The organism is Pedobacter sp. GW822-FHT03F06 (genome assembly GCF_058801365.1).
Map to the genome: position 1 here is coordinate 506,950 of NZ_JBXANE010000003.1, position 25,658 is coordinate 532,607.

At 40.0% G+C, this 25,658-nt stretch carries 20 protein-coding genes; 9 read left to right on the forward strand and 11 right to left on the reverse strand.

Translation table 11 applies throughout. The annotated features are described in order from the left end of the window. Positions 1 to 27 precede the first annotated feature (27 nt). The 5 genes from AC1RJ8_RS07465 to AC1RJ8_RS07485 all read right to left on the reverse strand — a co-directional run bounded on the left by AC1RJ8_RS07465 (position 28) and on the right by AC1RJ8_RS07485 (position 11,770). Complete coding sequence (locus tag AC1RJ8_RS07465) at positions 28 to 1,788, reverse strand: RagB/SusD family nutrient uptake outer membrane protein (protein ID WP_492952902.1); 1,761 nt, start codon at positions 1,786 to 1,788, stop codon at positions 28 to 30. Positions 1,789 to 1,809: 21 nt separating this feature from the next. Further along, complete coding sequence (locus AC1RJ8_RS07470) at positions 1,810 to 4,851, reverse strand: SusC/RagA family TonB-linked outer membrane protein (RefSeq protein WP_492952901.1); 3,042 nt, start codon at positions 4,849 to 4,851, stop codon at positions 1,810 to 1,812. Between the two features lie 34 nt (positions 4,852 to 4,885). Next, entirely contained in the window at positions 4,886 to 6,775 is a 1,890-nt protein-coding gene (locus tag AC1RJ8_RS07475) for a RagB/SusD family nutrient uptake outer membrane protein (protein ID WP_492952900.1), read from the reverse strand. Positions 6,776 to 6,786: 11 nt separating this feature from the next. Then, the gene (locus AC1RJ8_RS07480; RefSeq protein ID WP_492952899.1) at positions 6,787 to 9,960 is read right to left on the reverse strand and encodes a SusC/RagA family TonB-linked outer membrane protein; all 3,174 of its coding nucleotides are present in this window, start codon (positions 9,958 to 9,960) and stop codon (positions 6,787 to 6,789) included. 922 nt (positions 9,961 to 10,882) lie between these two features. Beyond that, a complete protein-coding gene (locus AC1RJ8_RS07485; RefSeq protein WP_492952898.1) occupies positions 10,883 to 11,770 on the reverse strand; it encodes a helix-turn-helix domain-containing protein in 888 nt (295 codons plus the stop codon). A gap of 428 nt (positions 11,771 to 12,198) precedes the next feature. Between AC1RJ8_RS07485 and AC1RJ8_RS07490 the strand changes: the two genes are divergently transcribed. Further along, positions 12,199 to 14,022 carry a M60 family metallopeptidase gene (locus AC1RJ8_RS07490; RefSeq protein ID WP_492952897.1) on the forward strand — a complete coding sequence of 608 codons (1,824 nt, stop codon included), beginning with the start codon at positions 12,199 to 12,201 and terminating at the stop codon, positions 14,020 to 14,022. A 171-nt stretch (positions 14,023 to 14,193) separates the two neighbouring features. On the opposite strand, the gene AC1RJ8_RS07495 is transcribed toward AC1RJ8_RS07490, so the two are convergent. Beyond that, on the reverse strand, positions 14,194 to 14,424 hold the full coding sequence (locus AC1RJ8_RS07495) for a hypothetical protein (RefSeq protein ID WP_492952896.1): 231 nt from the start codon (positions 14,422 to 14,424) through the stop codon (positions 14,194 to 14,196). Positions 14,425 to 14,737: 313 nt separating this feature from the next. Between AC1RJ8_RS07495 and AC1RJ8_RS07500 the strand changes: the two genes are divergently transcribed. After that, positions 14,738 to 15,691, forward strand: a complete 954-nt coding sequence (locus AC1RJ8_RS07500) for an alpha/beta hydrolase (protein ID WP_492952895.1) — start codon at positions 14,738 to 14,740, stop codon at positions 15,689 to 15,691. Positions 15,692 to 15,710: 19 nt separating this feature from the next. On the opposite strand, the gene AC1RJ8_RS07505 is transcribed toward AC1RJ8_RS07500, so the two are convergent. Both AC1RJ8_RS07505 and AC1RJ8_RS07510 read right to left on the reverse strand, forming a co-directional pair. Then, positions 15,711 to 16,526 (reverse strand): endonuclease/exonuclease/phosphatase family protein, encoded by an 816-nt coding sequence (locus AC1RJ8_RS07505; protein WP_492952894.1) that lies wholly within the window; start codon positions 16,524 to 16,526, stop codon positions 15,711 to 15,713. A gap of 180 nt (positions 16,527 to 16,706) precedes the next feature. Beyond that, positions 16,707 to 16,904, reverse strand: coding sequence for a hypothetical protein (locus tag AC1RJ8_RS07510; RefSeq protein ID WP_057933338.1), 198 nt, complete (start codon positions 16,902 to 16,904; stop codon positions 16,707 to 16,709). Positions 16,905 to 17,180: 276 nt separating this feature from the next. Here AC1RJ8_RS07510 and AC1RJ8_RS07515 point away from each other — a divergent pair, with 276 nt between their 5' ends. Then, entirely contained in the window at positions 17,181 to 18,152 is a 972-nt protein-coding gene (locus AC1RJ8_RS07515) for a Gfo/Idh/MocA family protein (protein ID WP_492952893.1), read from the forward strand. 589 nt (positions 18,153 to 18,741) lie between these two features. On the opposite strand, the gene AC1RJ8_RS07520 is transcribed toward AC1RJ8_RS07515, so the two are convergent. Genes AC1RJ8_RS07520 through AC1RJ8_RS07530 form a run of 3 tightly spaced genes read right to left on the reverse strand, consistent with a single transcriptional unit; the run spans position 18,742 to position 20,240 of the window. Then, on the reverse strand, positions 18,742 to 19,323 hold the full coding sequence (locus AC1RJ8_RS07520; RefSeq protein WP_492952892.1) for a peroxiredoxin family protein: 582 nt from the start codon (positions 19,321 to 19,323) through the stop codon (positions 18,742 to 18,744). A gap of 58 nt (positions 19,324 to 19,381) precedes the next feature. Further along, positions 19,382 to 19,648 (reverse strand): zf-HC2 domain-containing protein, encoded by a 267-nt coding sequence (locus AC1RJ8_RS07525; RefSeq protein ID WP_492952891.1) that lies wholly within the window; start codon positions 19,646 to 19,648, stop codon positions 19,382 to 19,384. A 1-nt stretch (position 19,649) separates the two neighbouring features. Continuing rightward, positions 19,650 to 20,240, reverse strand: a complete 591-nt coding sequence (locus AC1RJ8_RS07530; RefSeq protein ID WP_492952890.1) for a sigma-70 family RNA polymerase sigma factor — start codon at positions 20,238 to 20,240, stop codon at positions 19,650 to 19,652. A 212-nt stretch (positions 20,241 to 20,452) separates the two neighbouring features. Here AC1RJ8_RS07530 and AC1RJ8_RS07535 point away from each other — a divergent pair, with 212 nt between their 5' ends. The 6 genes from AC1RJ8_RS07535 to AC1RJ8_RS07560 all read left to right on the forward strand — a co-directional run bounded on the left by AC1RJ8_RS07535 (position 20,453) and on the right by AC1RJ8_RS07560 (position 25,658). Next, positions 20,453 to 20,683 (forward strand): hypothetical protein, encoded by a 231-nt coding sequence (locus AC1RJ8_RS07535; protein ID WP_036669980.1) that lies wholly within the window; start codon positions 20,453 to 20,455, stop codon positions 20,681 to 20,683. Positions 20,684 to 21,041: 358 nt separating this feature from the next. Further along, entirely contained in the window at positions 21,042 to 22,157 is a 1,116-nt protein-coding gene (locus tag AC1RJ8_RS07540; protein ID WP_492952889.1) for an XdhC family protein, read from the forward strand. Between the two features lie 3 nt (positions 22,158 to 22,160). Continuing rightward, positions 22,161 to 22,751, forward strand: coding sequence for a nucleotidyltransferase family protein (locus tag AC1RJ8_RS07545; RefSeq protein WP_492952888.1), 591 nt, complete (start codon positions 22,161 to 22,163; stop codon positions 22,749 to 22,751). Beyond that, entirely contained in the window at positions 22,748 to 23,728 is a 981-nt protein-coding gene (gene moaA, locus AC1RJ8_RS07550; RefSeq protein ID WP_492952887.1) for a GTP 3',8-cyclase MoaA, read from the forward strand. The genes AC1RJ8_RS07545 and moaA overlap by 4 nt, the downstream gene beginning before the upstream one ends. Positions 23,729 to 23,735: 7 nt before the next feature. Further along, positions 23,736 to 24,914, forward strand: a complete 1,179-nt coding sequence (locus AC1RJ8_RS07555) for a molybdopterin molybdotransferase MoeA (RefSeq protein ID WP_492952886.1) — start codon at positions 23,736 to 23,738, stop codon at positions 24,912 to 24,914. 3 nt (positions 24,915 to 24,917) lie between these two features. Continuing rightward, the gene (locus tag AC1RJ8_RS07560; RefSeq protein WP_215126643.1) at positions 24,918 to 25,658 is read left to right on the forward strand and encodes a sulfite exporter TauE/SafE family protein; all 741 of its coding nucleotides are present in this window, start codon (positions 24,918 to 24,920) and stop codon (positions 25,656 to 25,658) included.

Sequence of the window (25,658 nt, forward strand, 5' to 3'; positions counted from 1 at the left end):
GATGTTATTGGTTATAGTGAATGAATATTACCATCCCATGTTTTGTTGCAAAGCATTGTACTTTAATGTTTCGCTGTAAGGAATTGGTCCGAATCTCATATATTCCTGATAGCTTCTTGCTTCCACATTGATTTCCTGATAGTTGCCCTGCGAGATACTCACCCCTTTTACCGGTTCGGTTAATGCTGCATTCCATCTACGAAGATCCCAGAAACGAAATCCTTCAAAAGCTAATTCTAACCTACGTTCATTCCTGATCAATGTTCGCATGGCATCTTTATCTCCCTTAATCGATTCGAGGTAGGCATCACCGTTTGTGGTTCCAACGCCGGCCCTGGCACGAATAGCTTTAATAATATCATAAGCCGAATAGGGATTGCCGCCATTGGCTGTAGGACCCCAGGCCTCATTTGCTGCCTCTGCATAGATCAGGAATATTTCGGTATAGCGGATATGTGGCCTATAGTGTTTCTGATTATTTATGGTTGGCGTACGACTAACATCCTGCCTTAACAGTTTTTTCATGTAGTAACCAGTTCTCGTAGAAACTTCTTTTCTATTCAATCCATCATCATTCGTGGCCACATCTGTTGTGGTATTGATTGCCTTGTTTGTTGGCCCGATGGTATTTCCGTTGTACACTATAAATTTTGCTAAACGCGGATCTCTACCCGTAAATGGAGCGGCAGGATTGTATCCGCTCTGTGGTGTATTGGCAATTGGATAACCGTTTTGCATCGGGAATGCATTAACCAGATTTTGCGTAGGGTTTATGCGGCCCTGTCCAGACAAAGTTGGTGGATAATTAGCAGCTTCTAAATCACTGTTTGATCCAACATTTGTGCGCCAAAGCACTTCTCTGGGACTAGCACCAGAAGCCAATGCATCAATTTCTGCTTTGTTATCATACCAGGTAACACCATTAGGATCTAAGTTGGCCAACCAGTTATTTAGTGTTAGTACCTGTGCTGCGTAGGTGGCGGCATCGGCCCATGTGGTAGAATTACTTGTGCTGAAAGCCGGACTTGCGCCCATTAGTGCTACTCTGGCACGGATGGCTTTAGAAATACGGCCTGTCATGCGCTGATTAAAAAACTTACCAAAAACCCGGTTATAGGTCTCTACATTAACGCCAGCGTATTTTGTCGGAATCTGGCTGGTGCTATTGATATCAGCATAATCTAAAGGAAGCAATTGTTCTGCCTTATCCAAATCACCATAAATCTGTTTTATACAGGCATCAAATGTGGCCCTTGGCTGGTTAAAGTTAGAAGCCGGTGTTTCGGGTTCTAGCACAATAGGGAACCCATATAAATTACCCCCTACTTTTCCGGCATGTGCCTGTAGCATATACGACATTAGGTAGGCTCTCAAAGCATATGCTTCACCTTTTTGCCTATCATTAAACATTCTGCTCAACACCGGGTCTTTAGAATCCCAAAGCACCTTATCTGTCTCTGCTAAAAATAAGTTGATATACTGTATTCCTGCTCTTGCATTGGTCCATTGATCTAATGGATTAAATTGAGCCGACCATTGTCCGGTGGCAATTCTCCTAAAATTATTATTGATATCATTACTTACCGCATCATCTGTAGCTACATCATTAAAAGACCAGCCATTTGATGGAAGCCTTGTATAACCATTTAGCAATAACCCATGGGCAAGTGCGGGTTCTGTATAGATGTTCTCAAAATCTCCATTATTTTGTGGAGCAGGGTCAGTAAACTTTTTACAGCCCGAGAGCATCACAACGACAACTATAAATTGTATTAATATTCTGTTCATCTTTTCTAATCTAATATTCAATTAAAACATTGCCTTTACGCCCAGGTTATACATCCTTGTTTGTGGGGCACCTCCTAAGTTCAGCTCCAGTATTTCTCTTTCCTTCGCTATTGTTAAAAGATTAAATCCGGCTACATACAGCCCCAGTTCTTTCAATACTTTACTTTTGAACAACTTATCGGAAACTGTGTAGGAGATCTGAACTTTAGATAAATCAAACCGGTCTGTGCTGTACAACCAGAAATCAGACGCTCTGAAATTATTATCGCCATTTAAAGTGGTAAGTCGCGGGAAGGTTGCCGTATTTTTTGTTTGAGGTGTCCATCTGTCGCGCACCACTGCCGAATACTTATCACTTCCGTTAACCCAAAAATAGTTATCGCTTTTCATGGCACTTGCACCGAAGCGGCCTGTACCCAAAACAAACAGGGTAAGATTTTTCCATTTGGCCGTTACGTTCAATCCTGCTGTAAACGGAGCGCCGAACCATCCACCGCGACCAAGATATACCTGATCCTTATCGTCAATGATTTTATCACCGTTCTGATCAATATATTTGATATCTCCAGGAGCCAATGCAGACCCAAATGCAGGTTTTGCACTATTAACTCCATCGGCCGCTGCAACTTCGCTGGCATCCATATAAAAACCATTGCTTTTTAGTCCCCAGATCGCATCAAGTGGTTTGCCGGCACGGTATTGATAGCTATTTTCGTACATTAACAGATCGGCACGTTTAGTTGCTCTGGTGGTATAATATGTTCCTGAGGCTCCAAAAGTCCAGTCAATAGTGCCAATGCGTTTGTTAAAATTTAAGTAAAAATCCAAACCGGTTCGCTGATCACTATTATAATTGCTGTAAGGAACAAAAGAAGAACTCGGAAACCCGGTAGTGAAATAGTTTGGATAAAGAACATTAATCTGACCGATAATCCCGGTGATGTTATTTCTAAAAACATTTGCTCCGAAATTAAACTGATTTTTGAACATGCCACCTTTTATCCCGATACTGATTTCTTTCCTTTTAGCGAAAGTTAAATCCATGTTGGATCCGCGGCGCGAATCTGTAGACTGTGTACCTGTACCATCATTCCAGCCATACCAGTTACCCCCTGTGCCTGTATAAATACTTTCATAGGCATAATACTCATCAAAATCAAGATCGGTATTTAAAATACCTGCCGATGCGGTTAGTGTTAAGTCGTTAATGAATGAAACTTTTTTCAAAAATGGCTCTTCGCTAAGGTGCCATCCAATAGAAGCTGCAGGAGAAAGTGCAATCCTGTTTCCAGGCGGCATTTTTGGTGAGCGTACCACAGCTCCGGTAATTTCGGCAAAATACTTACGGCTGAAATCGTAATTTAACTGCAATCCTAAATTAGAATTTGTGGTTGGCTGGTAGATTTCAGATTGCGATTGACGATATGCCGCAGCCAGCAATACTGCAGAGATATGATGATTATTACGGATGGTAGTATTGTAGTTAAATTGACCAGATAACGAAATAGTCTGTCTATAGTAACTATCTGCAATGTTCTGAACTCCGGTTTTAGTATCTTCTCCCCAGCGCGTTAAGCTGCCGATTAGCGTTGTACCAGAGTAGGTTGTCCAATTGGGCTGGTAAGTTGCATATCCGTTTCGATAACCCTGATTATAGCTGTTCAGGTAATCAACCCCCATAGTGGTACTAAAGGTAAGTCCATTCAAAATTCCTTTCAAATCAGCATCAATGCCTGTGGTAAACTGAAACTGGCGTTGTACAAATTTATTATTACCACCTGCATAAATGGCCGCAAAGGGATTAGTCTGATCTAATTGCGTACCACCCAGGATGTATTGTCCATCTATAATTGTTGCATTTTTAATCATCGCCCTGCTCACCTCGTCGCTCTGTTCCAATAAATTAATTGGGATTAAAGGTGTAAATAAATGGGGACGCAAGGTTGCAGCGTTAGCCCAGTAATTCGTATTTACGCCGCCGCCGCTGGCAAACACAGCACTTGCGTCTACCCGGGCTTTTAGTGCTTTGGTTAGCTGCATATCAACATTTCCGCGGATATTAAAGCGTTCTGATGTATTATTTTCTTTGGCTTCGCCGAAATTAAGCAGCGAACCTGTAGATACAAACCCAACGTTGGTGTAATAACGGGCACGGTCATTCCCTCCCGAAATTTCTGCCACGCCATCATAGCGTGAAAAACTATTTTTGAGGTACTCTGATGAGTAATAATCTACACTTGGATAACGATAAGGGTTAACACCGGAGTGATTATAAATAGTTTCTGGTGTATAAGCCGCCGCTAAACCATCATTAGATAAAGCCTCGTTATATAACGTCATGTATTCGGAAGAGCCCAGATATTGAGCGAATCTTTTCGGTGTATTTAATCCGATGTTGGAACGCACGTTTATTTTTTGCTTAGTTGGCATCCCCCTTTTTGTGGTGATCAAGATTACTCCTTTTGCACCGCGGCTGCCATATAGGGCAACTGCCGAAGCACTCTTGAGAAAAGTGATCTCCTCAATTTCATTTGGTGTAACACTATTCACATCCCTCGGTACGCCATCAACCAATATTAACGAGGTGTTCATGCCCCAAAGGTTGTTGCCATTAAAACCAGGGGCAAAAGCTTCTATCCCGTCCAATCCATAGGTTATAAAGTTTTTCTCAAAAAGCTGAGCCAGATTAACGCTTGAAACGCCAGCAGGAAGATTACTTTCGGTGGCATTTTTAAAGCCCACATTTATCAGTCTATCCTCTTTGGTTAAAGTAACTTGCTTTAAGTTGGCTAATGCGATTACCGGCAATGTTTTATAACCTTTAGCATTTACCGTAAATGTGCTGTTCTCCTCTATCGATAGAGAGAATTCACCTGCCTGGTTTGCGATGGTGAGCACGTCGTTTCCTTCAATAGTGATGGATGCCCCTTTTATCGGATTTCCATTGATATCCCGAACAACAGCTTTTATAGGTATCTTAACGGCGTCCTGACCTTTGATTACACCGACAAACAGCGTAAAAAAGACACACAGCGCCAATGCATTTCTTAAAAATTTCATCATTCTTGTCTTTAATTATTTGTGATCATGAACTACCTTACCATCCAGGGTTTTGCGCAAACTCCTTATACATATTTACATCTGCCCGTTTAAGTGGCAACCAATAATGCTTTTCACTAAACGGACGTTGTAATATTAATCGCTCACGATAGTTTACAACCTTGTTTAATTTGGTGTCGACCGCAGGGTTTAAAGGAGCAGCACGATCAAATTCGGCGGCTGTTTTTAAGGTATAAGGTACCTCAGCGAGCAAATGCCAGCGGCGAAGATCATTAAACCGATGTCCTTCAAAGGCAAGTTCAACAGCACGTTCGCGTCTTACTTCTTTCATAAACTCTGTTGTAGATACCAAGAACTGTGCGGCAACACGCCCAACACCAGCACGATCTCTGATCACGTTGATTGCATCTACGGCAGTTTTGCTAAATCCCTCTGCGGTTGCACCTGGAGAGTCGTACCCTGTTGCAACCGATTCTGCGTACATCAGGTAGACATCGGCCAAACGCATATATGAAACCTTAATATTCAGGTTCTGTCCATAATTCCAGCCCTGATCAAAGTTATTGGCAGTTCGGGGCACAAATTTGAACATCATATACCCTGTACGGCTACCAGAACGTTCATCTCTATAACTTCCGTTTGTGAACAGATTTGCATATCGGTGTGGTTCCATGTTCGCTGCTAAAGTTCCCTGTACCACTTTAACTCCATCATAAATAATATCATTATAGAACCTTGGATCGCGATCGCGCCAAGGAAATTGCGGATCATATCCTGAGCCAGTAGGATCGGCCTGGGCAGAATTCGAAATGGGCAGACCATTTTTCATCCCATAATAATTAACATAATTTGCAGTAGGTGCAAATACAAGTGCATCGGCACCTACAATTGCGGGTGTATATTGTTTTGCTGTGCCATAGGTTGAACCATGTGCGCCCCAATATGGTCCTGTAAATATCACTTCGGTACCTCCAGGCATTAAGAAATTTTGACCAGTTGTATAAAAATTGGTGCTGTATTGTGCAAAAGGCAATAATTTATGAGGAGCAGCGCCACTTTCTGTTAGTTTCAATAACTCTGCAAATGCAGCAGCCGCTTTTTTACTCAGCTCTGCATTGTAGGTTTTGCTACCGGTAGATTCTAAGTTCATTAACGGACTAGCGGCCCACAGATAGTTTTTACCTAAATAGCCTAATGCCATGATTTTATTGATGCGCAACTGGTTTTTACCCAGGGTTTGGATACCGGCTGTTGTATTATCCCAATTGATTGGCAAAAGATCGGCAGCGGCCCTTAAATCCAGGGCTGCCTTGGCTGCACATTCCTGATACTTTAGTCTGGGCAACCTCAACTCTTCATCGGCAGGCAATACCTTATCAATGTATGGCAGCCCCCCAAAATATTGCATGAGCTGGAAATGGAACCAACCTCTAAAAAACAATAGCTGACCTCTGATCAGGTTACGTTCTTCGTCTGTTGCGTTTACCATCAGGTTTAGGTTCTCTATGCCTAAATTTGCTTTACGAATGCCATACCAGGCCAGTGGATACAGGCCCTTGGTAAAACGGTCGTTATTTGTATTCGCGTTGGCATTATCTAAAAATCCTGCTCCCCATCCATCAAACTCTCTCTGCCAGCCCCAAAAATCGCCGTTATCTACTTTGTTAACGAAGTGGAAATTTTGAACTGTAGACTGGATTTCATCTTCACCCCAGTTGAAACTGTTGGTCCAATAGCGGTTGGTAAAATCTGGAATACAATTATATAGCTCCTCGGTAAAGCCCTGAAAACTACGAAAGTCTTTGAAGGCAGATTCTGCTGACACAGTTGCTTCAGGATCTCTGTCTAAATATTTTTTACAAGATACCATGCCGGTTCCTGCCCAAATCATTCCTATTAATAATAGGCGTGTTATATATTTTTTCATAATGATCATGTTTAGAAGATGAAATTAGCGCCTAGATTATATCGCTTTACAGTAGGATAAGCACCCTGTGAGGCCCATCCTTGTCCGCCAGCGCTTTGATAGTTTGCTTCACGGTCATCCGGCATCTTAGTCCACACGTATAAATTGTTTCCGTTTAGGAATATACGTATACTCGAAATTCCTGCTTTTTTAACCCAGTCTTGCCTAAACGTATAAGCAATCTCTGCATTTTTTAAACGCAGGTAAGAAGCATCATAGAAGTACCTGTCTGCCGTGTAAAAACCCGCTGGTGTTGTTTCCCAACGTGGCATCGGACCATCAGGGTTTGTATTGTCTTTTGACCAATAACTTCCTTCATCATAGGCAACTGTATTTTTTCCGGAAAATGTTCCGAATACAACCTGGCGGGTAACATTGTTCACACCGTAAAACTGAGCAAATGCACTAAATCCTTTCCATTCAAAGCCTATAGTCGCATTGTAGGTGTTTTCAGGAGCGCCAGAATAACCGTAAGGAATGTTATCATTCGCATCAATTATCCCATCTGCATTGTAATCGACCAGGTGATAGTTTCCTGGGATTTTCAATTGGTCATTGGCATTGTGCATGGTACTTCCATAAAGCTGATCCCAAGTATTGTAATAACCAGCGCTCACATAAGAATAAGCCTGTCCAATCTGTTTATCAATGGGCTTAGCATATAACGGCAGCAATCCGGCAACATCAGCATAGATAACTTTGTTCTTGGCATGAGTATAATTGATATTGGCCCATGCAGTAAAATTGCTGGTGATTTTTTTGTTGAACCGGATATCAATTTCATAACCTCTGGACCGCACCTTACCAACATTAAACGTAGGTGGTGTGGCGCCATAGTAACTTGGAACAGCACGGGTGTTGGTAAGGATATCGCTCCTGTTGTCCTGGAAGAAATCTACACTTCCGGAGATCATGTTTCCAAAAAATCCAAAATCAAGCGCAATATTCTTCTTCACAACCTTTTCCCAACGTACGTTTGGATTACCTACAGAAGTTTCCCTATACCAGTTGTAAGGACTATTCTCTGCAGCTTCACCAGTGGTTCCCAGTGGCGTAGTGCCTCCAAATGCCCAATTCGTCAAAAAGGCAAACCTAGGAGAACCACCATCATCACCAATTTCACCATACGATCCACGTAATTTCAATGAATTGATGAATTTGATTGGTTTCATGAATTTTTCTTCAGAAATCATCCATCCAAGTCCTCCAGAAGAAAAGAAATCAAAACGATAGGCAGGTGCAAATCGCTCAGAACCATTATAAGCTCCATTATATTCTACACTATACTTACCTGCATAATTGTACGTGGTACGGAAAACCCAGTCTTCACGGTAAGAAGGGATAATACTTCCCGTGGCAGTATTATCTCTGCTCCAAAGCCCCATAGCCGTTAAATTATGATTTTGAGCAATTGTTCGGGCATAATTGATCTGCATTTGAGAAAACATTCTGCGGTAGGTTGCGCCATCGTTAACGTCGCCTGCCCGGCTTGCCCATCTTACACTTTCCCTCCATTCCAGCTCTGTTGCCGCATCCTTGGTTTGTGAATAACTTACCACTCCTGTTTCAGGGTCGATGTATTTACTTAATGTCCCATTATTCCGGTCATCAATTCCACGACCAGCTTCAATAAATGTATTATCGATAGAAAGTGTTCCTTTTAAACTCAATCCCTTAACAAGAGAATTTAAGCTCTGATCCAAGGTAAAGTCTGTGGTGATGCGGGAAGTTGTGGTTGTTTGAAGACCACTGGTAGACAAAATCCTCACAGAGTTTAAACTTTGTTGTTCATTGGGCTTGTAGTACCCCCAAGTACCATCCGAATAGACAGGGAGATAGAGATTTGGTGCTGCAGAATAAGCCGCTGTCCAGGTATTGTAAGGGTTAACATCAATCCATGGCCGCTCCGATGTACCTCTTGAACCAGAGATATTTGTTCTGAATACCGTTGATGGTGTTAATTGAAAATCCAGGTTACTCCTTACATTCAGTCTTTTGAAACTGTAGCCGCCGCTATAACCGCGATCGTTACCAAACCTTCTAAACAAATCTCCTTCATCAAGGTAATCAACAGCAGAAAAATACTTCACAAACGATGTTCCACCGCTCACATTAAGGTTGGCATTATAAGACATTGCATTATCTCTAAACAGCGTATTTACCCAATCTACGTTTGGATAGCGTTCAGCCTCTTCGAGATTGGCGGGCGAGCGATATTTTTGCATCACAGCTTCTGGAAGATATGAACTCCAGGCACCCGGAGCGAGTGCCAATTCATATTCGATTGTTCGGTTACGCATCTGGAACATATCATAAGAATCGAGCTTACCAGGCAATTTAGATGCTGATTTAATAACAGTATTAGCAGCTGCCCTGATTTCTGCCTTCCCTTCACGCCCCCTTTTAGTGGTAATCAAGATTACTCCATTTGCTCCTTTTACCCCAAATACCGCTGTGGCTGAGGCATCTTTAAGTACAGATACTGAGGCTACAGAACTGATATCGATGTTATTCATCGATCGTTCAACCCCATCTACTAAAATAAGCGGACTGGCATTGTTCCAGGTGCTACGGCCCCGAATAAGAATCTGAGGATCTTCATCCCCGGGCATTCCAGTGCTGGCGGTAGTAATTACCCCTGGCAAATTACCAGTTAATGCTGCACCTAAACTAGATACACCACCTGTTCGTTCCAATACCTCGCTTGTGGTTTGTGTAATTGCGCCAACAACACTCTGTTTCTTTTGAACGCCGTACCCTACAATTACTACATCACCCAGTTGATCAGCGTTGGATTTCATGGTTATGTTTACCGTATTTTTGCCGGCAATGCTCACATCCTGAGTCTTCATTCCTATATATGCAACGGTAAGCGTCTGTCGATCAGCAGGCACCTCTATAGCAAATTCTCCATTTGTGCCAGTTTGCACTTTAGAACCAGTACCTTTTACAGTAATAGTAACTCCTATTAATAGCTGCTTTTGTTCATCAACTACCGTCCCGGTTATTTTTCGCCTTTGTTGTGCGGCAGCTGTATCAATTAACAGCGCGGAGATAATCAGTGTTAAATAGATCACGAGTAATAACTGCTTTGCTCCCCGATATCTGGAGCGCACATTATTACCCATATTGGTTATTTTTTCCATTATTTAAAATCATTTAAAGAGAAATAGATTTGGATAATTGTATGCAAGTCCTAGTTAGTTAGGATCACTAAAACAGATTTTTCAACTATTTTAGTTAGCATAGAGCGGTGTAACCCCTCTTCGAAGTAGTAGTAGTTTTTAGTCATAAAATTTGGTTTATTTTGGTTAGGATTAATATTCGATACCATTGAACGAATTCAATCTGTATCGGCGTGAGATCGATTTGGATTTAACCAGGTGCTTTCATGAGCGTTTGTTCAGTTTGGTTCATATTTATTTGGTTAGCCCCTTAAATAAAACCAATTTTAGCTTTCCTGATCATTGAACAATCTGCCTTTGGCATCGCACTGAGATTTAAGATCAGCGTTAAGCACGCTTTGGGTAAGTTTTGGTCGTACTTACTTCAGCATCATGTTCAAACGGAAAGGTAATGGTTTTACCTGTATTGAGTATTCGAAGCTAAGACAACTGCAATTTTAAGGATAGCACAATTGTTTAAATTTATACCCAGTTTGTTTAAGTGGTGTAGAAAGTGTCTTTGTGTATCAAAAAAGGCACTAAAGCGATAACATCCATTTTATTTAAGACACAATTGTCTTATCCATATTAGCATATAGGTAGGGCATAAATCTAATGTGTATCCTCTTTTAGCTATTATACGTCACGCTGTTTTCCATTTGATAACCATTGAGACGCATAAAAAATGCAAAAGTATAATTGAGAAAGCGTATCAGATCTTTCCCTACGCAACAAGGTAGGATTATCATCATAGTCATCATTTTTTTGTAGCATAAGCCATTAATCCACCGGTGCATGCTTCAAGGATTAAGTGATAACCAGATTGGTTATATCATTCAGTTACCTGACGGCCGAATGGTTTTTAAAACAATTGGCAATATTAACATCAATAAAAATATTGAGTTTAATGGTTAAAACCGACCTGATATATCTGTTTCTTATATATACTGGGTGCCATGCCGGTTAATTTTTTGAAGGTTTTAGAAAAGTAGGAAAGGTTATCAAATCCGGTCTGGGCACAAATCTCTGAATATGACATTCTGCTTGTCGCCATTAAATACTGTGCCCGTTCAACGCGTTTTTCGTTTATATAATTTAAAGGCCTGGTTCCGGTATGCTGTTTAAACAGCCTTGAAAAATAATCGGGATTTTGATTTACACGAGAAGCAAGCTGATATACAGAAAGGTCTGTATGTAAATTGATAAGGATATAATTTAAAGTTTCCGCAATTTTTACCGGTATAAGTTTATGTTCCGGACTTTTGAAAAGCTGGGGGTTTAGGAACCTGGCCGTTAATAGCATCAGAATCCCTTGGGTTTCCAGATACGACGAAGTGTTCTGCTGGTTGTTAAGTTCCTGATATTCTTTATAATAAATATCTTTCTCGTAGATTTTAGGATTATCAGACCGGTTAATTCCTCTTCCAGGGTTAATCTGGAGCAGCCTGTCAAAAAGATTAAGATCTATTTCAGTGGCCGCTGTTTTCAATACATTTCTGTTATTGGCAAAAAGTGAACTTCCATCTGTCGAATCCTCAAAAAACTGGACAAAATACTGGCCCAAATAATGCTCACAATTTAAATTACATAACGTGAAACTGGGAACAATATACAAATAGCCTGGCTCTAGCTTTAGCAAGCTTTGAGCGCCTGATATTTCACCTTCTCCTTCATCTATATAGTAAATGCGGTAGTACGGACTGATCACATTCCTATAATTCCATTTGGAGTTAAGTCGCACATAGTCAACATTAAGAAGTGAAAAGCTATGCTGTAAATTTCTTTTGATCATCTCAATTACAAATATGCAAACTACTTTAATATCTTTAAACGTGTGCGTAAGATTTAAAATCTAATAAAAATCGGTTTTTTACAATTACTAGCTGGCACGAATACTAATTGCTTTCTGAACAATTAGCAGCTTGCCAAGGCGCGGATTATTTCGCTATACATTAATTGCTGTGTATAAAGTTTAATGTAAAAATAATACAGGTATTTTGGCAGTCAATACTGTAAAGCACAGGCGAATCAAACGTTTGCGCAGTCTTTATCCTTTTACATCAATGTAATTATGGATACATTGTACTGACATTTTAAACAGACTTACACCACCTGTTTTAGAATAAACTGGCTAACTAAACATTACAAATGTAATTACTACCATAATCCATTTATTGGAATATGGCTACCTATAACCAAATATTAACAAAAACCTAAAAAATGAAAAAGAAACTATTACTCTTAACCGTGTCGGCAATTGTAGGCCTTTCGGCCTGTAAAAAAACGGCTGTATTACAAGAAGAAGTTGTAAACAGCAAAAAAACTATGAGTGGCGCCAGCGTGCAATCCCTCACTCAGACCAATGTTTTTAATGTCACCGAAAAAATTAATGCATCAATTGAAAGGGACCGCTTAAAAAATGGATACTATTTAACCGATTTTACTGCAACCGGTTTATACATGGCTCCAGGTGCTACTTTAGATATCACCGTAGAACAAACCACAGGAACCCGCCTGCCAAAATTATTAATTGGTACCTATTCTCGATATGGCACCTGGAACACCCAGCCCACAGCCGTGCAGTTAACAGCGGGCACCAATACCATTACCAACGCTGTTGGTGGCTTATTATGGATCAGGTACACCAATTCTACAACTGGCTCTACCGCTAAAGTAACTTTTAACAGCGGTTACCAATACGCTCCATATTACAAACTTGGCGTAACCACCAATTCAGACTGGATTAATCAATTACAAACCTACACCACTCCTGATGTGGTTCTAGAAGGCTCAAATTGCTTTATCGTAGTATCAAGAACTAAGGCAATACAATACCAAGCAGAAGACCAGAGTGCTATATTGAACAAAATTACGCAGGTTATTGCGCTAGAGGATGATTTGAACGGCTTAGACAACTCTTTGCCTGCACATGCGAAAAATGTACATACCTATCTTTTAACGCAGCATGAAGATCCGGCTTATTATTTTTTCGCTTATGATTACCGTACAGCCTATATCACCTCAGATGTGAATGCCATTTTAACTTTAAGCGCAGTAGGCACCAATGGTTGGGGATTATGGCACGAACTGGGCCACCAGCACCAAATGATGTGGCGTTGGGGAGCTTTGGGTGAGGTTTCGGTAAATCTATATAGTTTATACGTGCAACGTACCCTTACCCCTTCTATCAACAGGCTGGTAAACGATGGTGTGTGGCCAAAAGCTTTTACCTATTTAGGAAAACCTGCCGGTACCAAAGATTATAACGGATCAACAAGTTATACCAATCCTTTAACCGATCTGTTTATCAGGCTCTGCATGTTTCAACAATTAACCTTAGCTTATGGTGATAATTTTTATAGAACCCTGGCTAAGGATATGCGTGTTGAAAATCCAACTTTAGCTAATGATGATGCCAGGATGCGTTATTTCATGCTGAAGGCTTGTAGTATATCGGGCAAAAACTTAAGTAACTTCTTCCAAAAATGGGGATTGAATTTATCTACTTCAGCAGCTACAACGCAAATATATGCAGATATGGCAGCATTGGGTTTACCAGCGCCAGGCATTGATCCCTCTACCCTGCAAGACAATGTTGCACCTTTAAGCGAATTAAGTAAAACTGGCTGGAGCATCAATTCTTTCAGCTCTGAAGAAACCAGTGGCGAGGGAGCTATCAATGGCAGGGCTGCTACTTTAATCGATGGTAGCCACAGTACATTCTGGCACTCACGCTGGACCACTTCTGCAACAAGTTATCCGCATCAGATTGTGATTGATTTAGGATCTTCGAAATCGGCAAACGGCTTAAGTTTAGTGCAAAGAAGCGGATTGAGCCGTGCGATTAAAAACTTTCAGGTTTTAACAAGTACCGATAATATAAATTTTACATCGGTAAACAATTACGTAGCTCAAAATGCTGCAGGAGTGCAATATTTTGCATTTGGCAGCACCAAAACCTTAAGATACCTTAAGGTAACTATGAACTCTGCACAAGATGGTCTGCAGTTTGCATCCCTGGCAGAACTGGGATTATACAATTAACGATTTGATAAAAAAGAGGGCCAATATTTGGTCCTCTTTATTTATCACTGTACACATTGCCTTTTTGATTTTATTCAAAATCGAAAAAATGTTATTGGTATAACAGAAACAGCATTTTAATGATGTGCCTGATGGACAGGCCAATTAGAACCGACAAATCGGTTTATAGGCTTATAGGTTATTTACTTCAAAACCGCGATAGCTAAGCATTTCGGCATTATGCGATACGATCAGGCGAAGTTTTAATCTTTCGATTATTGCTCTGGCTTGAGCAATATTTCTTTGCATATCGTTTATTCCCCTGATTTCGATCCCGCCAGCCATGAGTTTAAATTTACTGGGCTCAAACTGATCAATAAACTGCTGTAGATCCGGGCTAACTGTTACCTGATTGTTTTGCATAATCAATTATTAATTCTTTTGCCACAAAGCAAGACAAAGCATTTTAACTTATCAGCGCTTTCATATTAACTTATTAAGAAATGTTAACAAAGGGATGTCACCAACATGATCATTCTGTTATTTAGGCTAAACGGCTACAAAAAAAGTGCAATTGCAGTTATAACCGATTAAATTAATGTTTAAATTTAAAATTAATCGATAGTGTAGAATATATGGTGTATTTTATTGCACTTGAGCTGAAAATGCAATAAATTAGCTTAGAAATCAAAGCCGATCACATTTGGCTCGTAGCGAACCTCTTCCTAAAAAATAGATGATGCCCAATAACAAAGTATACCCGCTAAGCTTGCTGTTCCTGACGCTTTTATTCAGCTCTTTATCTTCAATAGGGCAAATTGTACTCAAGGATAAAAAATTTCGTGTAGACACTAAAATATTTTCGCAAACTGATTCAGGCACGTTAAAGTTAGATATTTATTACAGTGGTAAAATAACAGAAACTAAGCCAACAGTGCTTTTTGTATTTGGTGGCGGCTTTGTAATGGGCCACAGAGACAGCAAGTTATTTGATCAATACTTTAATACTTTGATAGGTCATGGTTTTAAGGTAGTGTCTGTTGACTATCGACTGGGCCTTAAGGGAAAGAAATTTCCCAGTCCATTTAATACTTCAAATTTAAAAGCAGCTATTGATACTGCTACGACTGATGTTTTCGACGCAACAGCTTATCTGCTTAAAAATGCAAAAGAACTCGGTATAGATACGGCTATGATCATCCTATCGGGATCGAGTGCGGGCGCTATTACTGCTCTACATGCCGACTATAACAAGCGGAATGCGACAGCGTTATCGGCTAAACTTCCACAGCATTTTCAATATAAAGGTGTAATTTCTTTCGCGGGGGCAATATTAAGTTATCATGGTGCACCAAAATATGCCATACCACCAGCACCTACAATGCTTTTCCACGGCACAGCTGATAAACTTGTTCCCTACAACAAAGTGAGGTTACTTAACAGGGGCTTTTTTGGTTCCAGGTATCTTGCACGCACCTTCAGAAAAAACGGGTATCCGTATTACTTTCAGTATGTGCAAGATATGGGGCACGAAATAGCAGGTTCTCCAATGGTGGAAAACCTGCCTGATATTTTATGGTTTATTGAAAATTACATCGTTAAAAAAAAGCGCTACTTTATGGAAGTAGACTTTAAAGATGCTAACAAAAAACCCACCTTCAGCATACCTCCTGCTTTAAAAAAGAGGTAGCGTAAATCGTATGGTTTCGCTATTTTTTCAATTCGAGCACGGCAACGATAGGCAAATGATCTGAGGCATAGCGTTCAGGAATAACTTCGTGGGAAATAATTTTAAAAGAATTTCCGGTTTTAAAACCTATATGATCAATGGTTTTCCGTGGGTTGATCACAGGAATGGTAAAACCACAATCGCTACATGTTCTGGTAAAATTCGAATCGAATATTTTAATGCTTTCGGAACTTGGATCGGCGTTCAGATCACCTGCAACAATTAGCGGCAGGGTTTCTTTTGCTGTTAACCGATTAATCTCCTTAGCTTGAAGGATACGGTTATCTTCCTGGCGTTGCGCATCAAGATGGGTTGAAGCAAAGCGGATAAAAACTCCTTTGGCAATTTCGGCAGTTGCAATGGCCAAAACTCTTTGTTCTGCTTTGGCATCATTATTTTTAGGTAACATAAAAGTCTGCTGTGCAGACAGAGGAAAGCGCGATAAAATAGCTACGCCATAGTCACCCCCATCGTGATCTATCGCTTTACCAAAATAAAAATTCATCTTCAACTTGGTGGCCAGCAAAACGGCCTGGTTAATAGTGCCCGATCTTTTGGTATTCACGTCTACCTCTTGTAAAGCCACAAGATCAGGTTTTTGTTGTGCTATCGCTTTTGCAATGGCATCAATATCAATAAGGCCTTCTTTCTCTTTTGATGGCGGGTTACAATGGTGAAGGTTATAAGACATTACGCGCAGTACATGATCACTTTTCGATTCAGCTTGTTTGCTGATTTTTGGTGAACAAGCACCTAAAAAACAAATACCTAGTACTAAAAAGGAGTATAATTTCATATTGGTTAAATAAATAAAACCAGGCAGTATTATAAAATTTAAATTTCGGTCCGAATATACCCATGTTTAACTTCCCCATAAATTGGGCAGCTACGGGATTACGGTTTCAGATTAATAATATAATATAGTGCTTCTTTACCTTAAGGTTAATATCAAAAACCATCTCTTTATCTTAATGGGTTAGTTTTCATGCTCTCCGGCCTCACCGGTAAGTATCCTTTCCATTTCTATCATCATCTGCTCGGCCAGGCGTTGTTTAGCTTGCAATTTCGACAGGTAAGCATCTGCAAATGTTACTTCAAGTTCATCCATAATAAAGGCATATTTTGCCTTAAGTTCTATAAGATCAATCTGAAGTTTCTTGGAAAGATTTTGCATGGTACAAAGCTAAAAAAAGCGAGGCTATATTCCTGATAAAGGTTTTATTTTTCTTTTTTTAAAAAAAACACACTAAATAAACAAACCCGGCAAAACAATCTCCTAATTCTTTCGTTTATAAATTGATTCCGACGTGGTTTCCGGAATAGTTTGTTTGGTTAGTTGATTAGGGATCACTCCCAAAGTGAATCCCTTTTCTTTTTTACAAAGCTTTTATCGATTGAGCATAGTTTCCAGACAATATTTTCTAAATTCAGCTTTCAAATAGATTATACAATGGAAGAAATCAGATGGGGCATTATTGGTTGTGGAGATGTGACCGAAGTAAAAAGCGGACCAGCATTTAATAAGGTAGCCAATTCTAAATTGGTGGCCGTAATGCGCCGCGATGGTACCAAAGCAGCAGATTATGCCAAACGGCATCAGGTACCCAAATGGTATAATGATGCTGCTCAACTGATCAACGATCCGGAAGTTAATGCCATTTATATTGCTACCCCACCTCTCCAACACGAAGCTTACACCATAGAGGCCTTAAAAGCTGGTAAGCCGGTATATGTAGAAAAACCCATGACTTTAGATGCTGAAGCTGCTCAACGCATGACTGATGCAGCCAATCAGCTAAAGGTGAAGCTCTGTGTGGCGCATTATCGCCGTGCCCAACCAATGTTCTTAAAAGTTAAAGAACTACTGGCTGCTAATACCATTGGTGATGTTCGTTTAGTCCGCTTAAAAATGCTCCAGTCGCCAAACCCTGTGCTAATTGCCAAAACAGCTGATAATTGGCGGATCAATCCAGCCATTTCTGGTGGTGGTTTATTTCATGATCTGGCTCCTCACCAATTAGATCTGATGACTTATTATTTCGGTGCAGTTAAAAACGCTATGGGCATCGCCACCAGACAACAGGAAAACACCAAGGTGGATGATCTGGTTGCAGGAAATATCCTTTTCGAAAATGGAGTTGTGTTCAGCGGTACCTGGTGTTTCTCCGTTTCGCCACAAGACCAGGCCGATAGTTGCATGATTTATGGCTCAAAAGGCCACATCAGTTTCCCCATGTTTGGCAATAAAGTCACGGTTACTACCCATCAAACGGAAGAATTTATATTTGAGCCTTTGCAGCATGTGCAACAACCTATGATCGAAAAAGTAGTTGATTACTTTTTAAACAAAGGAGAAAACGCATGTAGCGGTGAAGAGGCATTGATTACGATGAAGTTAATGGATGATTTTACACGGAAGTAAACTTAGAACATTGTATTGGCTTACTTGCCAAAGCTGCACAGGGAATTGATACCATATTGGGTGAAAATGGGATGAAGCTATCTGGAGCCAAAAAACAGTGGATCCCTATAACAAGGGCATTATTGAGAAAAAACAAGGTTGTTGATCTCAAAGAGATTATCACACATTCAATAACACCTTGTTGCTCAAGAAATTACACAAACTAATAGCCAAAAAAATTATTTTTGGAGCGCAATACCTGTGCAGTTAGGCAAATTGGTACCCGTGTTACGCTTTTACACTTCGGCTTCGTACCTCAGCCTGCAGGATAACACTTCACCCAGGGCTAAATGGCTAAAACAGCATTTCATTTTTGGGGTTGCAAGGTGCAAAACGCTGTTCATTAACCTGATTGACGGGGAAAGCTCCCGATTCTTTACCGATAAATCGGCACTAAATTAGCATCGGGACTTGTACCAAAAGCAGGGCTGCAGTCAGTCAAGAATTACGCCCCTTTCATTTCCAAACAAAAACGGATGTAGCCTATTGATCATCTAAATTTTGTTTAAAATGTCACCCCATAACTAAAAAAAATGATACTATACTCTACCTAAAGTTTTGAAAGCAAAAGTTTTACAGAGGCTCTTTTTTGATAGTTGGGATCAAAATGAACATACTTAATTTTACCTGAACGATCGATGATATAGGTTGCAGGAACGGGTAAAGTATGTCGGGTATTACCATTGTTGTCTTCTAAATTTATACCATAGCCCTTGTATTTGGTAAAGGTTGCCTCGTCCATCATAAAGTTAACGTTGTAGGCTTTCATAATCTCATCGTCTTTATCCTGAAGGATAGAAAAACCAGCGCTTGTTTTTTTAATGGTTTTATCGATATTTTCTTTGGTTTCAGGCGTAACACCGATCACATAAGCATCTTTCCCACTTAATAAACTTAAAGAATCTTGCAGCGTTTTAATGTGTTTATTACAATAAGGGCACCATTGACCGCGATAAAAAAATAATACCACAGAACGGTGTGCTTTAAGTGCACTTTTCAAACTCACGGTTTTACCGTTTTGATCCATTCCGCTAAACATGGGCGCTTTATCACCTTCTTTTAAACCCTCTTGTGCTTTTGTTTGCAGTGATAATACAAGCGCTAACGCTGTAAATAAGATAATCCTTTTCATTTTGTCTTTATGTTTTTCCCTCTTAGTCGAACCAGCAGCATTAACCTTACAGTTAAAATTAATTTTTATTTATTTCTTTTTCAATCTTCTCGTTTAACGTTTTTTTAAAGGCATCATCCAGTTTAAAATCGCTGTTTTTAAACCCTACAAATACCTTATTAATCAATATACTTTGTTGCTGATAAATTTTGCATACAGAACAACCTGCCAGATGTACATGCAATTGTAGTGTTTCGGCAGCCGTAATTTTTCCGGCAATTCTTTTTTCGATCAAAAAAGTAGCTTGTTTACAGTTATAGATTATATTTTTTAGCGCACTCGTCATATCAGTTCCAGTTTTTTTGAAGGCAAGCCCTCAGGTTAAGTTTTGTGCGGTGCATAATCACCCAGAAATTAGCTGTGCTGAGTTTTAATTCGGTACAGATCAGCTCCGATGCAAGATCATCCATATGTTTCATCGAAAATACAGAAAACCATAAGCCGGGAAGTTTGGACAAACAATCGTTCAATACAGCACCTAATTCTTTCATCATTAAAGGGTTATCTACTTCCAAACCAAATGCCCGGGGATAATCTTTTTCCGTCCAATGCCCTGATTCCGCATCAAAAAACCCCTGAACTGTATCTTCTGCACTTCCTACTTTTAAATAATGGGAAGAACGTTTTCGATAAAAATCGGCTATTTTATTTTTAAGGATTGCTGTTAGCCAGGTTTTCTCTTTACTATTACCCTCGAAACCGTCTAATCTTTGCAAACCTGCCAAAAAGGTATCTTGAACCAAATCTTTAGCCACATCTTCATCTCGTATTCTCGACATCGCAAAGCCGTACAGGTAATCGGCATATTTTTCTACCCAATGCAGTGGGTCTGAATGAGGGTTCTTGATTGTATCTTCCTTTTCCGTTTCGTTTTGCATCTTTTGCTATTATCTAATATAAATATACTCCATAATTACTTTGTCGCATGGGATGAAACATCCTTACAAATTATTTTTTTTAGCAGGGCCCGTATCGTTAAAACGGCTAAACAGATTAGCTCAAATAAAAAGATAAAAAAAATCCAATCCTATTTAAAGTAATTTCTAAAGTTGTACGTCTACAGTTCCAACAAACCTAAAAACTTTTCTATATGATAGCCGTTTTCAAAACAAATGTATCCACGGATAACGAGTTAAACGTAATCAGCCCATTGCTGAACAGCCAGTTCAAAGAAATTAAATGGAATATCGATTTATGGGATTCTGATAAAATCCTCAGAGTAGATTCGCCAAGAGATTGGACAAAAGAAATCACTGAACTCTTTAACAGTATTGGTTTGCGCTGTATTAACCTCGAAATTTTTCATTCCGAGCCTTTTTAAGCCTAACATTTAAATTTCCGTCAATTATTATGGATATCATATGCTGGTGGGAGGGTATATCATAAAGGCGATTTCACCTCAGTTGCTGTCATGTTGAGCCTGTCGAAATACCTTAAAGCGTATTTAAGCGGGTCCTTCGACAGGCTCAGGATGACAAATCTATATTATGATACAACCTATTGAATTTCGTTTTCAGAGATAATAAGCATTGGAGTTGCTATTGCAATTCAACATTGGAATTTACTTTATAAGTCAGATGGTAACATCTGACTGCACAAATAAAGGGTACATCTTCCTTTTGCTTGGCTATTTGTAATAGATTATCATTAAATTGCATCATCTATTGCATCAACCCCTAATGAAAGAAATTACCGATATCATAAAGGCATATCAAAAAGCAAAGAAGGAAAAGAAAAAAGCAGCCCTTGCAACGGTAGTTAAGGTAGAGGGTTCCTCTTACCGCAGGCCCGGCGCCAGAATGCTGATTACTGAAGATGGCCAGTTAACAGGTGCCATTAGTGGCGGTTGTTTAGAAGGCGATGCGTTGCGAAAAGCACTTTCGGCAATTGTACAGCAAGAAAACAAGCTCATTACGTACGATACCACCGATGAAGATGATGCCAAATTTGGCGTTCAGCTGGGCTGCAATGGTATTGTACATATTCTGTTCGAACCCATCATAGAAATGGATGGCTTAAATCCAATTGCTATTTTAACCGCATTGCAAGGCAAAAGGGAGCATGCAGTATTAGCAACACTTTTTTCCCTAACAGATAAGCTGCAGTTGGGTACTAGTATGCTTTTTAGAAATGAACCTATTCTATCCAAAATCCCTAAAGCGATCTTCAATGAAACAATTAAAGATATCCTTGAAGTTTCTGAACATAAAACCACGGCAATTAAAGCGTATAATATTGACAACCAGCAGGTTGATGCCTTACTAGAGTTTATCCAACCCCCAATTTCATTAATTATAGCCGGTGCAGGCAATGATGCACGGCCTTTAGCCGAAATGGCGTACCTTTTAGGCTGGGAAGTAACGGTGATAGATGGAAGACCTACCCATGCTACGCCACAACGTTTTGCAAACGCAACCAAAGTTTTGGTGAGCAAACCCGAACATGTATTAGCTCAAATTCAGATAGATGAACAAACGGCTTTTGTATTGATGACCCATAATTACAATTATGATCTCGAACTACTTAAATATTTATTAGCCACAAACGCAGCCTATATTGGTACATTAGGGCCAAAGAAAAAGCTAATCAGGATGTTAGAAGAACTTTATATGGCAACGCCGGCAAACCAAACACGTGTGCATGGTCCGATTGGACTGGATATTGGTGCAGAAACGGCAGAAGAAATCGCCATTTCTATCCTCGCCGAAATCAAATCTGTTTTTACAGGTGCTTCGGCCATGTTTTTAAAAGAGAAGAAAAAACCAATCCACGTTTACGAATTAAAAAATAACTAAGCGTTGAAAACGGGCATTATCATATTGGCAGCAGGTAGTTCCTCTCGTTTGGGAAGACCAAAACAGCTTTTGGATTACAAAGGAAAAACGCTCTTACAAACCGTAATAAATGAAGCTTTAGAAACAAGCTGCAGACCTATTCTCGTTGTTTTAGGTGCAAATGCTAAAGAAATAGCCAGCCAGCACCACAATGATCAGGTTAATTTCGTTATTAATGAAAGTTGGGAAAATGGAATGGCATCGAGCATTGTAGCCGGACTTTCAACTATGATCAAAAATAATAGCGAAATTGAAAGTATCATTATTGCTGTAGCCGACCAGGCTTTTATAAAAATGAGTAACTTTAATAACTTAATAGAAAAGCAGAGAGAAAAAGGTAAAAATATAATTGCCAGTACCTATGCCGAAACGATAGGAACTCCTGTCCTCTTCAGAAAAGATTATTTTGAGTCACTTTTATCGCTCACAGGAGCAGAAGGAGCAAAAAAGATACTCAAACAGTACCCTCTGGATGTAGAAACAGTTGTTTTCGAACACGGAGAAATTGATATTGATACAGAAACAGATTACAACAATCTAATTAGCCAGCAATGATAGCAGATTCTTTTGGAAGAATACACGATTACCTGCGGATATCGCTTACCGATAACTGCAATTTTCGCTGCTTTTATTGCATGCCTGAAGAAGAGTACGACTTCACTCCTGCCTCCCGGCTCATGCAAACCGACGAAATTATTAAACTGGCAGAAGTTTTTGTGGCCAATGGCGTAAAAAAAATCAGGCTTACAGGTGGTGAACCATTAGTGCGAAAAGATGCAGCTCAAATTATTGCGACATTGGGTAAACTTCCAGTCGAGCTCGTCATTACCACAAACGGAACCCGTATTGCCGAAATGTTGCCTGTATTAAAAGAAGCAGGGATTAAAACCATCAACATCAGCTTAGATACCCTTCAGCCAGAAAAATTCTTTATGATTACCCGAAGGGATGTTTTCCATCAGGTACGGAGTAATATCGAACTGCTTTTACAGCATAAAATCAAGGTGAAAGTAAATATGGTGGTGATGAAAGGCCTTAACGACAATGAGATCGGCGATTTTATCAGTTGGACCAAACATAATCCCATCCAGATCCGGTTTATTGAGTTTATGCCCTTTAGCGGAAACAAGTGGACGAGCAATAAGATGTTCTCTTTAGATGAAATCCTATCCGTGGTTGAAAAAGATTTCACCGTATTACCTGTTAAAGGAGAAGCACACGATACAGCCAAAAGTTTCATGATTCCTGGTCATGAAGGTTCGTTTGCCATTATCAGCACCATGACCAATCCTTTTTGTGATACCTGTAACCGCATGCGATTAACAGCAGATGGCAAACTCAAAAACTGCCTTTTTTCGGATAGTGAAACCGATCTGCTTACGGCATTGCGGAAAAATGAAGAGGTGCTCCCACTAATTCAATCGGCCATTTGGAGCAAAAAGAAAGCCTTGGGTGGGCAACTGGTAAGCGATTTCGAAAAAATTGATGCCACTACCATTCAAAACAGAAGTATGATTACCATTGGAGGATAAAATTTTCATGATTAGCGTTAAAGAAGCAAAAGACCTCATTTCTCAACACATCATAGCATTAAATTCCATTTCAATTGATTTGGCCAAGGCATCGGGACACATTCTTGCAGCTGACATTTATGCTAAATACGATATTCCTGCATTTAGTCAATCATCCATGGATGGTTATGCCATTAAGTTTGAAGATCACGAACAAGAGCTCACCTTAATCGGCGAAATGGCCGCAGGAACAGCAACAACTATTACCATCCAAAATGGCCAGACCAGCAGGATATTTACAGGTGCTCCTTTACCGGAAGGTGCCGATACTGTGGTGATGCAGGAAAAAATCACACGTACAGATGAGAAAATCACTTTGCAAGATCCCAATTTAAAGCTTGGCTTGAACGTACGCGATAAAGGTTCAGAAATTAAGGAAGGCGCATTGGCGATGGAAAAAGGAAGCCTGCTCAGTCCTGCGGCTATTGGCTTTCTGGCTGGGATTGGTATTAACGAAGTTAGTGTTTATCCCATGCCAAAGATTTCGATTATTGTAACAGGGAAAGAATTACAACAACCAGGAAAAACACTCGAATTTGGGCAGGTATATGAATCGAATTCCTATTCGCTTTCTGCAGCTTTAAAATATGAAGGCATTGAACAAATTGCCGTTTACAAAGCCGATGATGATCTCGAGATCCTTAAAAAAGTATTACAAACAGCAATAGAAAACAGCGATGTTGTGCTGCTCACCGGAGGTGTAAGTGTAGGCGATTATGATTTTGTAATCGAAGCCGCTGCACATTGTGGCATCAAACAGATTTTTCATAAGGTAAAGCAGAAACCAGGCAAACCTTTGTTTTTTGGCACAAAAGATCAAAAATTAATATTCGGACTTCCAGGTAACCCATCATCTGTACTCAGTTGCTACTATAATTACGTATTGCCATCCATCAAATCCTTATCGCATAAAAGCAATAGTGTAATTGAGGTTCAGGCAGCACTTACACATCCTTATTCAAAAGCTGCAGGGCTAACACATTTCCTGAAAGGCAAATACGAAAATGGGCTGGTTACCCCGCTCAGTGCACAGGAATCGTACCGATTAAGCTCATTTGCACAGGCCAATTGCCTGATCTGCCTTGATGAAACCCAAGAGCAATTTAAAAAAAGCGACAGCCTAACCGTAATGATTTTACCAAACTAAACCATGCAAGAAAGTTTTATCCTCTTTTACTGCTTACTTTTTATTGTTGCCTTTTTATATGCATCAGTAGGGCATGGCGGAGCAAGCGGCTACCTTGCACTGATGGCTATTTTTGCCATTTCTCCAGCCATCATGAAACCTACTGCGCTATTACTCAATCTGTTTGTTTCCTCCACTTCCTTTATCCAGTTTTACCGTGGCGGCCATTTCAAGTGGAAAACCTTTTGGCCTTTTGCGCTTGCCTCTATCCCCCTCTCTTTTGTGGGCGGTATGATGGTAATCGAAAGTTCCATTTACAAAAAGATTTTGGGTGTGCTTTTGCTCATTCCCGTCATCCGTTTTTTCTTCTTTAAAAATACCGATCCAAAAGATTTCAAACCATCAAATATTCCGTTATCGCTTGCCATTGGTGGTATTATCGGCTTACTTTCGGGCATGATTGGTATTGGCGGCGGCATTATCCTTTCTCCTATCCTGTTGCTTTTAAAATGGACAGATCAAAAACAGACCGCAGCTATTAGTGCAGCTTTCATCTTTGTTAATTCGGTTGCTGGTTTAGGCGGCCAGCTGATTAAGGGTTTCGAATTTAACAGCCACATGCTTGCTTATGTTGGCGTAGCTTTCGTAGGCGGCATTTGCGGCGCTTATTTTGGTGCCTTAAAATTTCCGCAAACCGTTTTAAAAAATGTGCTGGCCTGTGTATTGGCGCTGGCCGCTTATAAATTACTTTTTACACATGCATAA

What these genes read in the sequence shown, in the direction of transcription:
- AC1RJ8_RS07510 (WP_057933338.1), bottom strand. Translation starts at nt 16,904, where the DNA reads ATGCAAAATCTTTCCAAGAAACTTCAGATTGATCTTATAGAACTTAAG.
- AC1RJ8_RS07530 (WP_492952890.1), bottom strand. Translation starts at nt 20,240, where the DNA reads ATGCAAAACGAAACGGAAAAGGAAGATACAATCAAGAACCCTCATTCA.
- AC1RJ8_RS07540 (WP_492952889.1), top strand. Translation starts at nt 21,042, where the DNA reads ATGAAAGAAATTACCGATATCATAAAGGCATATCAAAAAGCAAAGAAG.
- AC1RJ8_RS07555 (WP_492952886.1), top strand. Translation starts at nt 23,736, where the DNA reads ATGATTAGCGTTAAAGAAGCAAAAGACCTCATTTCTCAACACATCATA.
- AC1RJ8_RS07535 (WP_036669980.1), top strand. Translation starts at nt 20,453, where the DNA reads ATGATAGCCGTTTTCAAAACAAATGTATCCACGGATAACGAGTTAAAC.
- AC1RJ8_RS07500 (WP_492952895.1), top strand. Translation starts at nt 14,738, where the DNA reads ATGATGCCCAATAACAAAGTATACCCGCTAAGCTTGCTGTTCCTGACG.
- AC1RJ8_RS07480 (WP_492952899.1), bottom strand. Translation starts at nt 9,960, where the DNA reads ATGGAAAAAATAACCAATATGGGTAATAATGTGCGCTCCAGATATCGG.
- AC1RJ8_RS07515 (WP_492952893.1), top strand. Translation starts at nt 17,181, where the DNA reads ATGGAAGAAATCAGATGGGGCATTATTGGTTGTGGAGATGTGACCGAA.
- AC1RJ8_RS07520 (WP_492952892.1), bottom strand. Translation starts at nt 19,323, where the DNA reads ATGAAAAGGATTATCTTATTTACAGCGTTAGCGCTTGTATTATCACTG.
- AC1RJ8_RS07465 (WP_492952902.1), bottom strand. Translation starts at nt 1,788, where the DNA reads ATGAACAGAATATTAATACAATTTATAGTTGTCGTTGTGATGCTCTCG.
- moaA (WP_492952887.1), top strand. Translation starts at nt 22,748, where the DNA reads ATGATAGCAGATTCTTTTGGAAGAATACACGATTACCTGCGGATATCG.
- AC1RJ8_RS07525 (WP_492952891.1), bottom strand. Translation starts at nt 19,648, where the DNA reads ATGACGAGTGCGCTAAAAAATATAATCTATAACTGTAAACAAGCTACT.
- AC1RJ8_RS07470 (WP_492952901.1), bottom strand. Translation starts at nt 4,851, where the DNA reads ATGATGAAATTTTTAAGAAATGCATTGGCGCTGTGTGTCTTTTTTACG.
- AC1RJ8_RS07560 (WP_215126643.1), top strand. Translation starts at nt 24,918, where the DNA reads ATGCAAGAAAGTTTTATCCTCTTTTACTGCTTACTTTTTATTGTTGCC.
- AC1RJ8_RS07505 (WP_492952894.1), bottom strand. Translation starts at nt 16,526, where the DNA reads ATGAAATTATACTCCTTTTTAGTACTAGGTATTTGTTTTTTAGGTGCT.
- AC1RJ8_RS07485 (WP_492952898.1), bottom strand. Translation starts at nt 11,770, where the DNA reads ATGATCAAAAGAAATTTACAGCATAGCTTTTCACTTCTTAATGTTGAC.
- AC1RJ8_RS07490 (WP_492952897.1), top strand. Translation starts at nt 12,199, where the DNA reads ATGAAAAAGAAACTATTACTCTTAACCGTGTCGGCAATTGTAGGCCTT.
- AC1RJ8_RS07475 (WP_492952900.1), bottom strand. Translation starts at nt 6,775, where the DNA reads ATGAAAAAATATATAACACGCCTATTATTAATAGGAATGATTTGGGCA.
- AC1RJ8_RS07495 (WP_492952896.1), bottom strand. Translation starts at nt 14,424, where the DNA reads ATGCAAAACAATCAGGTAACAGTTAGCCCGGATCTACAGCAGTTTATT.